The 14,238-nt window shown below is 60.4% G+C and carries 15 protein-coding genes; 9 read left to right on the top strand and 6 right to left on the bottom strand.

The window, feature by feature from the left end; all coding sequences use genetic code 11:
• Window positions 1-27 precede the first annotated feature (27 nt).
• The 5 genes from JZY08_RS04270 to JZY08_RS04250 all read left to right on the top strand — a co-directional run bounded on the left by JZY08_RS04270 (window position 28) and on the right by JZY08_RS04250 (window position 4,280).
• Window positions 28-816, top strand: coding sequence for an SDR family oxidoreductase (locus JZY08_RS04270; protein ID WP_035217889.1), 789 nt, complete (start codon window positions 28-30; stop codon window positions 814-816).
• A complete protein-coding gene (gene uvrC / locus JZY08_RS04265) occupies window positions 813-2,864 on the top strand; it encodes an excinuclease ABC subunit UvrC (RefSeq protein ID WP_216331095.1) in 2,052 nt (683 codons plus the stop codon). Before JZY08_RS04270 ends, uvrC begins: the two co-directional genes overlap by 4 nt.
• Window positions 2,865-2,966: 102 nt before the next feature.
• A complete protein-coding gene (gene pgsA, locus JZY08_RS04260) occupies window positions 2,967-3,554 on the top strand; it encodes a CDP-diacylglycerol--glycerol-3-phosphate 3-phosphatidyltransferase (protein ID WP_045015850.1) in 588 nt (195 codons plus the stop codon).
• Window positions 3,554-3,808 (top strand): molybdopterin converting factor subunit 1, encoded by a 255-nt coding sequence (gene moaD / locus JZY08_RS04255; protein WP_080600305.1) that lies wholly within the window; start codon window positions 3,554-3,556, stop codon window positions 3,806-3,808. The genes pgsA and moaD overlap by 1 nt, the downstream gene beginning before the upstream one ends.
• 4 nt (window positions 3,809-3,812) lie before the next feature.
• Entirely contained in the window at window positions 3,813-4,280 is a 468-nt protein-coding gene (locus tag JZY08_RS04250) for a molybdenum cofactor biosynthesis protein MoaE (protein ID WP_137037408.1), read from the top strand.
• 60 nt (window positions 4,281-4,340) lie between these two features.
• Here JZY08_RS04250 and JZY08_RS04245 read toward each other — a convergent pair whose 3' ends face one another.
• Window positions 4,341-5,237 carry a branched-chain amino acid ABC transporter permease gene (locus tag JZY08_RS04245; protein WP_082184075.1) on the bottom strand — a complete coding sequence of 299 codons (897 nt, stop codon included), beginning with the start codon at window positions 5,235-5,237 and terminating at the stop codon, window positions 4,341-4,343.
• Window positions 5,238-5,298: 61 nt separating this feature from the next.
• Between JZY08_RS04245 and JZY08_RS04240 the strand changes: the two genes are divergently transcribed.
• A complete protein-coding gene (locus JZY08_RS04240; protein ID WP_216331504.1) occupies window positions 5,299-5,850 on the top strand; it encodes a CGNR zinc finger domain-containing protein in 552 nt (183 codons plus the stop codon).
• Entirely contained in the window at window positions 5,847-6,359 is a 513-nt protein-coding gene (locus JZY08_RS04235) for a hypothetical protein (protein ID WP_216331094.1), read from the top strand. Before JZY08_RS04240 ends, JZY08_RS04235 begins: the two co-directional genes overlap by 4 nt.
• A 266-nt stretch (window positions 6,360-6,625) precedes the next feature.
• Here JZY08_RS04235 and ndk read toward each other — a convergent pair whose 3' ends face one another.
• Entirely contained in the window at window positions 6,626-7,048 is a 423-nt protein-coding gene (gene ndk / locus JZY08_RS04230) for a nucleoside-diphosphate kinase (RefSeq protein ID WP_003496769.1), read from the bottom strand.
• A 101-nt stretch (window positions 7,049-7,149) separates the two neighbouring features.
• Window positions 7,150-7,845 carry a glutathione S-transferase family protein gene (locus tag JZY08_RS04225; RefSeq protein ID WP_080600306.1) on the bottom strand — a complete coding sequence of 232 codons (696 nt, stop codon included), beginning with the start codon at window positions 7,843-7,845 and terminating at the stop codon, window positions 7,150-7,152.
• 256 nt (window positions 7,846-8,101) lie between these two features.
• Between JZY08_RS04225 and JZY08_RS04220 the strand changes: the two genes are divergently transcribed.
• Together JZY08_RS04220 and JZY08_RS04215 are read left to right on the top strand one after the other, a co-directional pair.
• A complete protein-coding gene (locus JZY08_RS04220) occupies window positions 8,102-9,148 on the top strand; it encodes a GGDEF domain-containing protein (protein WP_164056196.1) in 1,047 nt (348 codons plus the stop codon).
• A gap of 69 nt (window positions 9,149-9,217) precedes the next feature.
• A complete protein-coding gene (locus JZY08_RS04215; RefSeq protein ID WP_216331093.1) occupies window positions 9,218-11,101 on the top strand; it encodes an ABC-F family ATP-binding cassette domain-containing protein in 1,884 nt (627 codons plus the stop codon).
• A 56-nt stretch (window positions 11,102-11,157) separates the two neighbouring features.
• Here JZY08_RS04215 and JZY08_RS04210 read toward each other — a convergent pair whose 3' ends face one another.
• The 3 genes from JZY08_RS04210 to JZY08_RS04200 all read right to left on the bottom strand — a co-directional run bounded on the left by JZY08_RS04210 (window position 11,158) and on the right by JZY08_RS04200 (window position 14,013).
• On the bottom strand, window positions 11,158-11,640 hold the full coding sequence (locus JZY08_RS04210; protein WP_082184072.1) for a heme-binding protein: 483 nt from the start codon (window positions 11,638-11,640) through the stop codon (window positions 11,158-11,160).
• Between the two features lie 103 nt (window positions 11,641-11,743).
• Window positions 11,744-12,352, bottom strand: a complete 609-nt coding sequence (locus JZY08_RS04205; RefSeq protein WP_003496778.1) for a response regulator transcription factor — start codon at window positions 12,350-12,352, stop codon at window positions 11,744-11,746.
• Window positions 12,353-12,357: 5 nt separating this feature from the next.
• Window positions 12,358-14,013: an ATP-binding protein gene (locus tag JZY08_RS04200; protein WP_216331092.1), complete on the bottom strand. Its 1,656-nt coding sequence runs from the start codon at window positions 14,011-14,013 to the stop codon at window positions 12,358-12,360.
• Window positions 14,014-14,238: the final 225 nt, after the last annotated feature.

Here is a 14,238-nt window from a genome sequence, read left to right as displayed (position 1 = left end):
CATTTATATCCAGCAAATAGGGCGGGTATGAGCAAATGCAGGTCCGCCGTGAAAGAAAATATACCGAAGACAGTCTTGATAACCGGAGCCGCCCGAAGGCTTGGGCGGGCGATCGCCACGGATTTGGCCGCCCACGGCTTTGCAATCGCCGTCCATGCCAATGCCTCTATGGCTGAAGCCGAGGAATTCGCTAACGAAATAAGGCAAAACGGTGGCAAAGCCGTCGCCGTCCAGGCGGATCTGACACAATCTGCGCCGACAATGGCGCTTGTCGAACAGGCATCTTCCGCGCTCGGCCCCATCGGCGTCGTCGTCAACAATGCGTCCGTTTTCCTCAACGATTCGGCTGAGGCCCCCGATCCGGCGGTCTTCGATGCGCATTTTGCCGTGCATGTCAGGGCCCCTTCCCTCATCGCGGCCGCCTTCATCGAACAATTGCCACAGGATAAATCCGGGCTGATCGTCAATATCATCGACCAGCGCGTGCTTGCGCTCACGCCGCGTTTTTATTCCTACACGCTTTCGAAATCCGCCCTTTGGACCGCGACGCGGACGATGGCGCAGAGCTTTGCACCACGCGTCCGGGTCAATGCCATCGGACCGGGTCCCACCTTCAAAAGCGAAAGACAGGCGCCGGAGGACTTTCAGGCGCAGATCGACGGCCTTATATTAAAGCGTGGTCCTGCCGCAGATGAGTTCGGGCGGACGATTCGCTTTCTTTTCGACACGCCGTCGGTCACCGGACAAATGATCGCGCTCGACGGCGGCCAGCACCTTGGCTGGGAAACCCCTGATGTGGCGGAGATTAATGAATGAACGGAAAGAAGCTGCCTGATGGCGGTATTCTCTTCGATGAAACCGACGACGAAGACGACGATGCAAGCCTTGCCGTAACAGAAGCGGCCGAGGCTCCGCGCGACGTTGCCGGCATGGACTGGAATGCGGGCTGGAAGAATGAATCCGGCCTGAAGGGCATGGACCTCATCGGCGAATTCGTCAAACACCTGCCGAATTCGCCGGGTGTCTACCGCATGTTTAACGAGGCGGGCGATGTGCTTTATGTCGGCAAGGCGCGCTCGCTGAAGAAGCGCGTCGGCAACTATGCGCAGGGCCGTGTCCATTCCAACCGCATCGCCCAGATGGTGCGTTTCACCACCCATATGGAATTCGTCACCACCCGCACGGAGACCGAGGCGCTTCTGCTTGAAGCCAACCTCATCAAGCGCTTGCGGCCGCGCTTTAACGTGCTTCTGCGTGACGACAAATCGTTTCCCTATATTCTCATCACCGCCGACAATCGCGCCCCGGCGATCTTCAAGCATCGCGGTGCGCGGGCGCGCAAGGGCGATTATTTCGGCCCCTTCGCGTCGGCCGGCGCGGTCGGCCGAACGATCAATTCGCTGCAGCGCGCCTTCCTGATCCGCACCTGTACCGACAGTGTTTTCGAAACCCGCACGCGTCCCTGTCTTCTCTACCAGATCAAGCGCTGTTCCGGCCCCTGTACGCATGAGATCAGCGATCAGGGGTATGCGGAACTCGTCAAGGAAGCCAAGGATTTCCTGTCCGGCAAGAGCCAGAGCGTCAAGACCGCGATTGCACGGCAGATGAACGAGGCGGCCGAGGATCTCGATTTCGAGCGCGCCGCCGTCTATCGCGACCGGCTGGCCGCACTTTCCCATGTCCAGAGCCATCAGGGTATCAATCCCGCCGGTATCGAGGAGGCGGATGTCTTCGCCATCCATCATGAAGGCGGCATATCCTGTATTCAGGTGTTCTTTTTCCGCACCGGCCAGAACTGGGGCAACCGCGCCTATTTCCCGAAGGCGGACCCGTCGCTGCCCGGCTCGGAAATCCTCAATGCGTTCCTTGCGCAGTTCTACGACGACAAACCGGTACCGAAACAGATCCTGCTTTCCGAAACCGTGGAGGAACAGGAACTTCTGGCGGCTGCCCTTGGTGAAAAAGCGGGACACAAGGTGACGATCAGCGTGCCGCAGCGCGGCGAGAAGAAGGACATTACCGACCATGTTCTTGCCAATGCGCGCGAGGCGCATGGCCGCAAGCTGGCGGAAACCTCGTCCCAGGCGCGGCTGCTGAAGGGTTTTGCGGAAACCTTCAACCTTCCCTATGTGCCGCGCCGGATCGAGATTTACGACAACTCGCACATCATGGGCACCAATGCCGTGGGCGGCATGGTGGTGGCGGGGCCGGAAGGTTTCGTGAAGAACCAATATCGCAAGTTCAACATCAAATCGACCGACATCACCCCGGGCGACGACTTCGGCATGATGCGCGAGGTGATGACCCGCCGCTTCTCGCGCCTGTTGAAGGAAGAGGGCAAGCCCGACCGCGGGCAGACGCAGACGCCGACACCGGAGGAAGCCGCCGACATGCCCTTCCCCACCTGGCCGGATGTAATCCTGATCGACGGCGGTCAGGGCCAGATGACGGCGGTGCGCGCCATCCTCGATGAACTCGACATACGCGACAGTGTGATCGCCATCGGCGTCGCCAAGGGCGTGGACCGCGATGCGGGCCGCGAGCGTTTCTTTGTGGATGGGCGCAGCGATTTTTCCCTGCCGCCACGGGATCCCGTTCTCTATTTCATTCAACGCATGCGTGATGAGGCGCACCGTTTCGCCATCGGCTCACACCGGGCGCGGCGCAAGAAGGAAATGGTGCGCAATCCGCTGGATGAAATTTCGGGGATCGGCCCCGGACGCAAGCGCTCGCTGCTGCAGCATTTCGGCACGGCGAAGGCGGTTTCCCGCGCAGGCCTCAACGATCTGATGAACGTCACCGGCATTTCAGAAGCGGTGGCGCGGCAAATCTACAATCACTTCCATGAGAGCAGTGGCGATTGAAGGCGCGGTATCGCAATGAACTGCTAAAAAAACATAATAACGTGTTGACCCTATGCGTCAGGGGCGGCATCAAGGCAGCTTATCCAGACTGACAGGTTTCCCATGGCTTCGCGCGCATATAACATTCCCAACCTTCTCACCTATGCCCGCATTCTGGCGGTTCCTGTCATCGTTTTGTGTTTTTACGTCGAAGGAAAGCTGGAAAGCTCGGATTTCGCGCGCTGGACGGCTCTCTGGCTGTTCATCATCGCCTCGCTGACCGATTTTCTCGATGGTTATCTGGCGCGTATCTGGAACCAGACCTCCAATATCGGCCGCATGCTGGACCCGATCGCCGACAAGCTGCTGGTGGCCTCGGTGCTGCTCCTGATGGCTGCGGATGGCACCATTGCCGGCTGGTCGCTCTGGGCCGCCATTACCATTCTCTGCCGCGAAATTCTGGTCTCTGGCCTGCGCGAATATCTGGCGGCGTTGAAGGTCAGCGTTCCCGTCACCCGCATCGCCAAATGGAAGACCACCATCCAGATGGTGGCCATCGCCTTTCTTCTCGCGGGCCCTGCTGGCGACAAGGTTCTGCCCTACACGACAGAAATGGGAATTACGCTTCTCTGGCTCGCGGCGGCGCTGACCATGTATACCGGCTACGACTACTTCAAGGCGGGCCTCAAGCACATCGTGGACGAAGAATGATGGCACGGATCGTTTATTTCGCCTGGGTGCGCGAAAAGATCGGCACGGCCGAGGAGGAGCTGGACATCCCCTCCTCCGTCACCACGGCCGGTGAACTGATCACCTGGCTCACAAGCCGTGGCGAAAATTACGAAGCCGCCTTCGAATTTCCGGATGTGATCCGCGTTGCAGTCAATCAGGAACATGTCGAACATGACGAGAGCATTGCCGGCGCGCGCGAGATCGGCATTTTCCCGCCCATGACCGGGGGATGAGTGGATGCAGCCAGCCGTCAAGCCGACGATCCGCGTGCAGCGCGAAGATTTCGACGCTGGGGAAGAAACCCGCAGGCTGACGGAAGGCGACGGAAGCATCGGCGCGGTGGTGGCCTTCACCGGGCTTTGCCGCGACGATGGCGGCACGCTGGCGGCGCTGGAACTTGAACATTATCCCGGCATGGCAGAAGCGGAAATGACCCGCATCGCCGATCTCGCCATCGAGCGTTTCGCCCTTCTCGGTCTCACTGCCATCCATCGCCACGGCAAGATCGCTGCCGGCGAAAATATCGTCCTCGTCGTCGCCGCAGCCCGGCACCGGCAGGCCGCCTTCGACGGCGCAAATTTCGTGATGGACTACCTCAAGACCTCCGCCCCGTTCTGGAAAAAGGAACATGGCAAGGATGGCACGGCGGGCGAGTGGATCGCGGCCAAGGCAACGGATGACGCGGCCAAGGACAAGTGGCGGTAACGCTTCGTCGTTTTCGCATTTCCGGACGGAAAACTGGCGTCCACTTCTCCTCGGAATGCTCTAGGGCGCTTCCACCCTGCTGCGCATGACGATCAGCCAACCGACCAGAAGCGTCAGAACGGCCGCATCCCGCCAGATGACAGGCCCGTAACCAACCCACAGGGTTTCGGCAAAACCGACGGCAGCGGCCCCGAGCGCGCAGACGAGCGGGCTGGCATAACCGCCCGCCGCCGAAATGAGTACGACCTTCAGGCCGAATACCAGCCCGGCGCCGAAATCCATTGTGCCGTAATAAAAGGTCGCCAATACACCGGCGATTGCGGCGATAAGGCCCGCCGCGCAATAGGACAGCAGGAATATTCTGCCCGCATTCACCCCGCAGAGCGAGGCGGCGAAAGCATCGTCCGACACCGCCTTCCAGCGTCTGCCAAAGCCGGAACGCCGCAGATAGAAATAGCCTGCGAGAACGAGCAGGCAGAAAACGGCCGTGTTCAGCATCTGCATTGGCGTCAGGGTAACGGCAAAGCTGCCATCGGCCCAGAAACGCACCGGTTCGGATAAAAGCGGCGGCAGCCATAATTGACGGGTGCCGGCGGCAAGTCTGGCGCTTTCGGTGAGCGCGATCAGCACGCCGATGGAGGCGACCGTTACCGCATTGGGGGAGGCTTTCGCCAGCGGCCGCATCACTGCCCTGCCGATGAACGCCGCCGCCCACAGCCCGCCGAACAGCCCCATCCCCGCCCCAAGGGCAAGCGTTGCGGGCAGGACCAGCCACAGCCGGTTCCAGCCGAAATCGGCAAACAGCAGGCAGGTCTGGCCAGCGAAGGCGAAAATCGCGCCGTAGGTGACATCTGCCCGTCTGGTGATCGAAAAGGCGATCGCGTAGCCGAAGGCCAGAACCGCATAAAGCGAGGCGACCGGCACGGCATTCAGCAATTGTTGCAGGAAATAGGCCAAACGCGTCCTCCCGCCGCTATTATAACTGTTAAAATGGATTTTGACAGTTATAATGTCTGACATGACATTTCGCTGGACAGAACATCGTTTCGCAGGCGGCGCATTGGCACTCGATGTTGCCAACAGTATCATCTTGCGTTCCGACGCGGCAAAATCGATCGACCGTTTTGCCGCACCCGAGCAGATCATTGCCTTTGCGGAAGCTGCGACCCGTCTCGGTGCAGAGCGCGGCAGGTTTCCGACGCTCATCGCGCCTGAGGCGGAAAAGCGGCCGGTTTTTCTTGGTCTGCGTGAGGCTATCGACGACTATTTCCGCTCCTCACTCGCCAGTGGCGGCAATGATGACGGCAGCTTGGCTGAGCTTCTTTTCGCCTGCGGCGCGGCATTGCGGTCGTTTCCTCTCGCGACAAGCCTCGGCAATGCGACCGCCCATTCCGCCCTTTCGCTGCTTTCGGCAGAGACGCGGGAACGGCTGAAGATTTGCGGCAATTGCGGCTGGCTGTTCATCGACCGCAGCAAGAACAGAAGCCGCATCTGGTGCGACATGGCGGTGTGCGGCAACCGACAGAAAGCCAGCCGGCATTATCAGCGGAAGAAGGAGGCGCAGACATGAAAAGAACTGCCATTCCATTGCTGGCGATTGCGGCGCTGCTCTCTCTTTCCGGATGCCAGCGGGACGAGCCGCGCGATGTCGCAAAGGTTTCGGGCCGCATGTTCGTCTTCAACTACCGGGTGGCGATTGCCACCTATCTCGTGACCCTGCAACGCATCGCGCCCATCCGCGACGGCAGCACGCTGGAGGCGACGTTCGAAAATCCTCGCGGCGGCCCTGACCTGACGACCAAGGACAAGATTTTCCCGAAAGACGAAAAGATCGCCGTCCAAAGCCCGCCGGTCGAATGCGTCAAGCAGGACCGCCCCTATAAAGTCACCATCCGCATAAAGGGGCCGGAGGGTGATATCCTGCAAACGATAGAGACCACGATCCGCTCCGACACGGACCAGTCGCTTCTTCCGGCCAAGCCGCTCACAGTCGGGCCGCTCTATACGCCCAATCCGGAGGTGTTCAAACCGGATGGCACGACGGATATGCGACCGGTGGAGGGGTGTCCGGCGTCGTGAACACCTCCCCCTCATTCCTGTGCTTGTCACAGGAATCCAGCCAGCCCAAGTCCTTGGGCTGGAGGGACTCTTTCGCCGCGCGGACGCGCGTCGGCTGGATTCCTGTGACAAGCACAGGAATGAGGGGGGCGGATGCTCGGCACAGGAACCCATCTTCCTGCAAATAAAACAAAAAAAACGGAGCCTTTCGGCTCCGTTTCATCGAGTCTTTTCAGCGGCTTCACACCATCACCTGAGAAGGCGATTCAAGCCGTTGATATTTTGAATCAGCCGACGATTTCGGTTTCGGCGAACCAGTAGGCGATTTCCTGTGCGGCGGTTTCCGGAGCATCGGAACCGTGAACGGAGTTTTCGCCGATGGAGAGCGCAAAGGTCTTGCGGATGGTGCCTTCCGCAGCCTGGGCCGGGTTGGTGGCGCCCATGATTTCACGGTTCTTGAGGATGGCGTTTTCGCCTTCCAGAACCTGAACGATGGTCGGGCCGGAGGTCATGCCTTCAACGAGTTCGCCGAAGAAGGGACGCTCTTTGTGAACGGCGTAGAAGCCTTCGGCTTCGCGCTTGCTCATCCAGACGCGCTTGGAGGCGACGACGCGCAGGCCGTTGTCTTCAAATACCTTGGTGATCGCGCCCGTCAGGTTACGCTTGGTTGCGTCCGGCTTGATCATCGAAAATGTGCGTTCAATCGCCATGTGTCCGTTTCCTTTTCCTATAGAAAGTGGGCGGTCTTTACCCGCCCAAAGGCCCGAAAACAAGGGGGATCAACCACATTGCGACGATGGCGGCAGACATTTCACGCCGCTGTCACACTGCGGCCTCTCGCGTCGTGGAGATCGAGGCAGCCCTCGAACCAGTCCCGGACAGGATCGTTTTCAGAAAACAGATCAGCCCCGGTGGTGATCCTCGCCCATTGCAACGCGCCGAAAACGATATAGTCCGCAAATAACGGCGAAGTGCCGCCGATGAAGGGCTGGAAGCTCAGCATGCGGCGGATTGGCGCCAGGAGCGCCGGGAAGGCCGCGATTTCCGCCTGACGATTGGCCACCACATCCTCCAGCGGCCGGCCGAGCGCCTTCGTCCTGCTGTCGCGGAAATAAAGGCGGTCCGGCTCATCAAGCATATTGTGGATATCGAGCACGGCAATGCGGGTGATGGCCGGGTGAAGCTGGGTCTGCGACCAGCTTTCGACAAAGCGCGCCATTGCCTTGCCGCCCTCGCCGTTAAACAGCGACGGGCGCTCCGGGTAAGCCTCATCGAGATAAAGGGCGATTTCGAAACTGTCGCTCACCAGCTGGTCGCCATCGCGCAGGATCGGCACGGTCCTCGAAAAACCGTCCTCCACCGTCGGAATGACCGTGAAGGGCAAGGGCCGTTCCTCGAAATCCAGCCCCTTATGCGCCAGCGAAAGCACCGTTTTCCAGCAATGGGGAGAAAACGGCCGGGAGCTATCGCTTCCGCAGAGAGAATATAAGGTTCTGGAGGTCGTCATAGGCTGCACCCTCTTATGTCCTGTTGGAGAAACGATATAAGAACGGCCATCACCTGAAATCAAATCAGGATTTGTCATAGCACCGATCAAAAGCCGTTTGCGACTTACAGCCTTCACCACGCCGGAATTTATGGTTGAATGTGGCAAAAACCTCCCGCGAGTTTAGCCTATTTTAAACCGTCGCGTGTATGAGTAACCCCAATTCGGAAGTCGAATATTTGGACGCATTCATAAACATGATCTCTTGGGGCTGACCGTGACAACATCTGCTGGCGATATAAAACGCGAACAGTCCAGAAACGGTCTTGTCGTTACCCGGATCACGCAATTCATCGGCAAGATGAACATTGCACCATTGCCGCGTAATTATGAACTGATCTATGAGATATTGTCGGGGCATAACCCGGCCATGGGGCGCGATATTCTCGCGCTCGGCAACGCGCCGCAACAGCATGAAATCGATATTATCGGCCAGAGGCACAATCTGCCCGGTTTCTCCCGCATCGAAGCGGAACAGATGGCGGCCACGGCTTTCGAAACGCTCAATCAAATTTCCGCGCGGCTGGAAGCCGGCCTGCAGCGCAGCGAAACATTCGTCACCAGCCTTGCCGAGGAAGATCACGATGAGCCGCCGTCACTGGAACGGCTTGCGCAACTGATGGGCGACATTCGCGAAGAACAGACCAGTCTCAAGCATTTCATCTCGATGGGACTGATGAAAATCCGCGAGGTTGAGAAACGACGGGCCGAGCTTCAGGCGAACTCCCTGCGTGACGCCTTGACGGCGCTTCCCAATCGGCCGGCATTCCTTGAAAAACTCGAAGACCTCTTCTCAGGCGATCAAGCGCCATCCGCCACGTCGCTGGTGCTGCTCAACATCGACCATTTCCGCGAAATCAACGGAAAATACGGCCCAACCGCCGGCAACAAGGCGCTTCGGCGGTTTGCCACGCTCTTTCGCAAGACAATCAAGAAGGATGACTTCGTCGCCCGTATCGGCGGCAATGAGTTCGCCTTTCTGTTCGCCGGCGTCTCGCAAAATACCGCTGAAGCAATTGCCGAGCGGTTGCGGCAAAATGTGGCGGCGCTGCGCTTCGTGACCAGCGAGGGCGAAGGCGAACATCTGACGGTTTCGATCGGGGTCGCGGCAGTGGACGGCACTGCCACGCCCGCCGAATTTTTCGGCCATGCCGAACTCGCCCTGCTCTCCGCCCGCTGCGGCACGCGCAATTGCGTCATCGGCTACTCCCGGGACGTGGCGCAACATAGCCGCGGCAGCTATCTGGCGCAGCTCGGCTGTTGACGCTGCATTCTGTTGCTGTGTGGCGCGGGCGCTCTTGCCTTGGCCACGCAGTTCGGCCAAAACGGCGCCATGATTACGATTACCGATCTTTCCGCCCGCATCGCCGGGCGCCTGCTTCTTGACCATGCCAGCGTAACGCTTCCGGCGGGTGTGAAGGCAGGCCTTGTCGGCCGCAACGGCGCTGGCAAATCCACCCTGTTCCGGGTCATCACCGGCGATTTTTCTGCGGAAAGCGGTTCGGTAAAGATCCCGAAACAGGCGCGCATCGGCCAGGTGGCGCAGGAAGCGCCGGGAACGGAAGAGTCGCTGATTTCCATCGTGCTTTCCGCCGACAAGGAACGCAGCGCACTGCTGGCCGAAGCGGAAACCGCAACCGATCCGCACCGTATCGCCGAAATCCAGATGCGGCTCGTCGATATCAACGCCCATTCGGCGGAGGCCCGCGCGTCGAGCATTCTTGCCGGCCTCGGCTTCGATCACGAAGCGCAGCTTCGCCCCGCCTCCTCCTTCTCCGGCGGCTGGCGCATGCGCGTGGCGCTTGCCTCCGTGCTGTTTGCCGAACCGGACCTTTTGCTGCTCGACGAGCCGACCAACTATCTCGACCTCGAAGGCACGCTCTGGCTGGAAGACTATATCCGCCGTTATCCGCATACCGTCATCATCATCAGCCACGACCGCGATCTTCTGAACAACGCCGTCAACTCCATCGTGCATCTGGACCAGAAGAAGCTGACCTTCTATCGCGGCGGTTACGACCAGTTCGAGCGGCAGAAGGCCGAGGCCGACGAATTGCAGATGAAGGCCAAGGTCAAGAACGACGCCGCGCGCAAACATCTGCAAAGCTTCATCGACCGTTTTCGCGCCAAGGCCACCAAGGCGCGCCAGGCGCAGAGCCGCATCAAGGCGCTGGAGCGCATGGGCACCGTTGCTGCCGTGATCGAGGATCACGTCCAGCCGATCACATTCCCGGAGCCGGAAAAGCAACCGGCATCGCCCATCGTCGCCATCAATGGCGGTGCCGTGGGTTATGAGCCGGGCAGATCAATCCTGAAACAGCTCAATCTGCGGATCGACAATGACGACCGCATCGCGCTGCTCGGTTCCAACGGCAACGGCAAATCGACCTTTGCGAAATTCATCTCCGGCCGGCTTGCCCCGCAGGCGGGCGATCTCCGTGTTGCGCCCGGCCTGAAGATCGGCTTTTTCGCGCAGCACCAGCTGGATGACCTCGTGCCGGATGAAACGCCGGTCGAACATGTGCGCAAGCTGATGCCGCTGGCGCCGGAGGCGCAGGTGCGGTCGCGGGTGGCGCAGATGGGTCTGGCAACGGAGAAGATGGCGACGGCGGCGAAAGACCTGTCGGGCGGTGAAAAGGCCCGGCTGCTGATGGGGCTTGCGGCCTTTCACGCGCCCAACCTGCTCATCCTCGACGAACCGACAAACTATCTCGATATCGACAGTCGCCGGGCGCTTATCGAGGCGCTGAACGACTATGACGGCGCCGTCATCCTGATCTCGCACGACCGGCATCTTATCGAGGCGACGGTGGATCGCCTGTGGCTTGTGGCCGACGGCACGGTCAAAACCTTCGAAGGCGATATGGAGGAATATCGCGATCTCGTCGTTTCCTCCGGCAAGAAGAAGGAAGACAAGGTCGAGGCCGCCGCCGATCAGGCATCGAAAGCCGACCAGCGTAAGGCCAATGCGGAAAAGCGCGCCCAGCTCGCCCCGCTCAAGAAAAAGATCAATGAAATCGAATCCCTGACGGCGAAGCTTGAGAAAATGATTCAGGCGCTCGACACGGAACTGGCGGACCCTGCCCTGTATGAAAAAGCGCCCGCCAAGGCCGCGCAGAAGGTGAAAGAGCGTGGCGAGGCCGCTGCCAAGCTTTCGGACGCCGAGGAGCAGTGGCTCATGCTTTCAAGCGAATATGAGGATGCGATGGCGCAGTGATGCGCGACAATGCGGCGGCTTCCAGCGAAGCCGCCGCATCCATTTTTTGGTGGTGCTTACTTCGCGCCGATGGCGTTGAGACCTTCACGGGCGCATTCGCTATCGATGGCGCCCGAAGGTGCGCCGCCGACGCCGATGCCGCCGACCAGGGCTTCACCGATCTTGATCGGCAGGCCGCCGGCCTGAATGACCAGACGCTCGTCCATGGTCCGCAGACCTTCATTGGCGGGCTTGGAAGCGATGAAGTCTGCAATCTCGCCAATGTCACGGCCGAGCGATGCGGCCGCAAAGGCCTTGCCGGTTGCGCTGGAGACCGTATGGGGGCCGGAGCCGTCGGCCTTCAGCATCACCTTGGTGGCGCCGTCACGGGCAACGATGGTGACGGTGACGGCATTACCCTTTGCCGAGCAGGCCTGAAGCGCTGCCCTGGCCGCCTTCTCCGCCATTTCGAGCGGCAGGTAAGGCGCAGTCGGCAAAGCCTGTGCGAAAGCTGCCGAAGGGGCGATCAGAAGCGAAACGATAAAAAGGTTACGGAGCATAAGAAAGTCCTCTTGCGTGGTGAGGACTGCACTTTAGGCGCAAGGAGCAAGGCCGCGAATCCGTAAGATTGGCCGCCCTCTCGGTAGTTCTACCGATCCGCGCCTAACGATCCTCTCCGGCCTCCAGCCAGAGCCTTGTCATTTCCGCCTGCGACGTGGTGCCGAGTTTGAGACCGATGGCCGCACGGTGGCTATCGACCGTGCGCGGTGAAAGGCCAAGTCCATCGGCGATCTGGCGGGTGGTGAAACCGAGCGCGATGCGTTCAAGTATCTCACGCTCCCGCGCGGTCAGGAGCGACAGCAGCGCCAGCGTCTCGGCGTGCTGCGCCTTCGCGTCGAGCGTGCGTGCCAGGGTCTGGTGCGCCTTCTGGATCGCGTCGATGAGATCCTGTTCGTCTACGGGTTTGGAGAGGAAATCCACCGCGCCGTTGCGGAAAGCTCGGCGGCAGGCATCGATATTCCCATGGCCGGAAATGATGATGACCGGCCAGTCAACACCTTCTTCCAGCAGCTTTTCCTGCAGCTTCAATCCGGTAATCGCCGGCATGCGGATGTCGAGGATAAGGCAGCCGGGCTCGAGGCTTTGCAACTGACCGAGGAAAACCACTGGATCGGCAAAACCCCTTGCCTTGATACCGACGGTGGACAACAGCAAGATCAGCGCCTTGCGCACCGCGGCGTCGTCGTCAACGAGATAGACGGGCAGGGTCATGGCCTTTATGCCTCCGCCGCGACTGGCAGGACGACCCGGAAAAGAGCGCCGTTCTCACCATCGACATAAAGGATTTCGCCGTCGGCGCGCTCCACCAGCCTCTGGCTCAGCGCAAGTCCCAGTCCCATGCCGTTCTTTTTCGTGGTTGCGAAAGGCGTAAACAGCCGGTCGCGCAATTCCGGCGCAACGCCGGGGCCATTGTCAGTGACTTCAAGCACGGCGAAGTCGCCCTGCTGGCTCAGAGTGGCAGTAATTGCGCCCCTGACCTCCGAACTGCCGAGCGAATCGAGCGCATTGCGCAGCAGGTTGAACATCACCTGCTCGATTTCCACCGGATCGACCCGCACCGGGAGCGGCGTGTCCGGCACGATGATATCGATGATCACATCCTGACGTGCCGCTTCACCGGCAAGAAGCGCATCGACATTGCGAAGTGCTGCCCGCAGGTCATGCGCCGCCGCCGGGCGTCGATGCGGCAGCGACCAGTTTCGGAACCGGTCGAGCATGTTGGAAGCGCATCGGGCCTGTCCGACCATATCATCCAGGGCACCGGAAAGCGTTCCTAGATCCTGGCGGGCGAGAAGCCGCCGCCCCGCCTGCGCCTGCGCCAATATTGCCGTCAGGGGCTGCGTCAGCTCATGCGCCAGGCCACTGGCCATCTCGCCCAGCGCATTGACCCGCGAGGCATGGGTAAGCCTTGCTTCCATACCGCTCAGTTCCGCCCGCCTTTCGGCAGCCCGCATACGCATCCTCTGTCTCACCATCACGATACCGAGCAGGAAAACGACGCTGGCGCTGCCCAGCAGGGCAAGCAGAGCGCGGCCGGGCAAAAGATCCTGCCAGGTAATGGACAGGGCAACTTCCAGAATCAGCGGCTGGCTGGCGCTGCTCAGTTGCCGGATATATTGCGGTTTTTCCGGCAGTTCCGGCGGACCGAACAGCAATGTACCGTCCGGCATCTTCAGCCGGATCACGGCCTGTTTCGCCGACCAGAAGGGCGCGTCTGATGCGAGCAGTCCCGCGCTGTCGACAGCGAGCACCAGGAGTTTCGACGCCGTCTCGCTGTTGGGGCTGCGCTTGACGATCATGTAATGCCCGGGCCTCAGCCCGCTCGCCAGCAATGCCGGCCGGCCGGTAAATACCGACCCCGCCCTGCGAATCGCCGCGGCCAGTTCACCTTCCAGCGGCCGGGTGCCTATGGCAGGGCCCTCATCGTTGAGGGACACCAGCTGGACTTCATCAATGCGCGGGTAAAATTGCAGGATGGGAGCCGCCACATCGAGCAGCAGGCCGTAGTCCGGCCCCTGCTCCGCCTGCGCCACGGCCGAAAGCGCGGTCACATGGGCGTCGTGTTGATCTGCCCGGCGCGAAGCCTCCGCCTGCAGGGCGTTGCTTTGCCGTTCCAGTTCGCCGAGCAGGCTCACATATTGATAAGCCGCCAAAGCGGCAGTGACCGCCGCCATGAGCAACAGCCAGACCAGCAGCATCCTCAGCCACGGCCAGCCAGAGGTCGCGCGCGGATGGCCCGCAGGGCCCCGACGACCGGACACGGCATCGGCGACCGTCCGTAGCGACTGGCTGACGCTTCCCGCCCGTGTCGCCTGTCTCTCCGGCGAAGGCTTGCCGGCCCCGTCGTGCCATATGTCGTCGTTTTCAAGCATCCGTTCGCTCGCGTGACCGCAAAACACGGTCGGAACATGGGTTCGTCAAAGGACTTCCTCAGCACAGACCGGGGGAACATTCAATCCAGTCAGGGCTGAATTCAGATATCAGGCTGGAGCTTACCATTGTTCGCCGCACTCCAGCTTATCTTCATCCCTTTGCTTGTCATAGACATCCAGCAGCCCAGATATTTGGGCAGAAAAGAGCCTATAGCGCAGACACGT

It is taken from the genome of Rhizobium sp. X9 (genome assembly GCF_018873185.1).
In the GTDB taxonomy this organism is placed as follows: Bacteria; Pseudomonadota; Alphaproteobacteria; order Rhizobiales; family Rhizobiaceae; genus Agrobacterium; species Agrobacterium oryzihabitans.
This window is presented reverse-complemented; position numbering and strand designations above follow the sequence as displayed.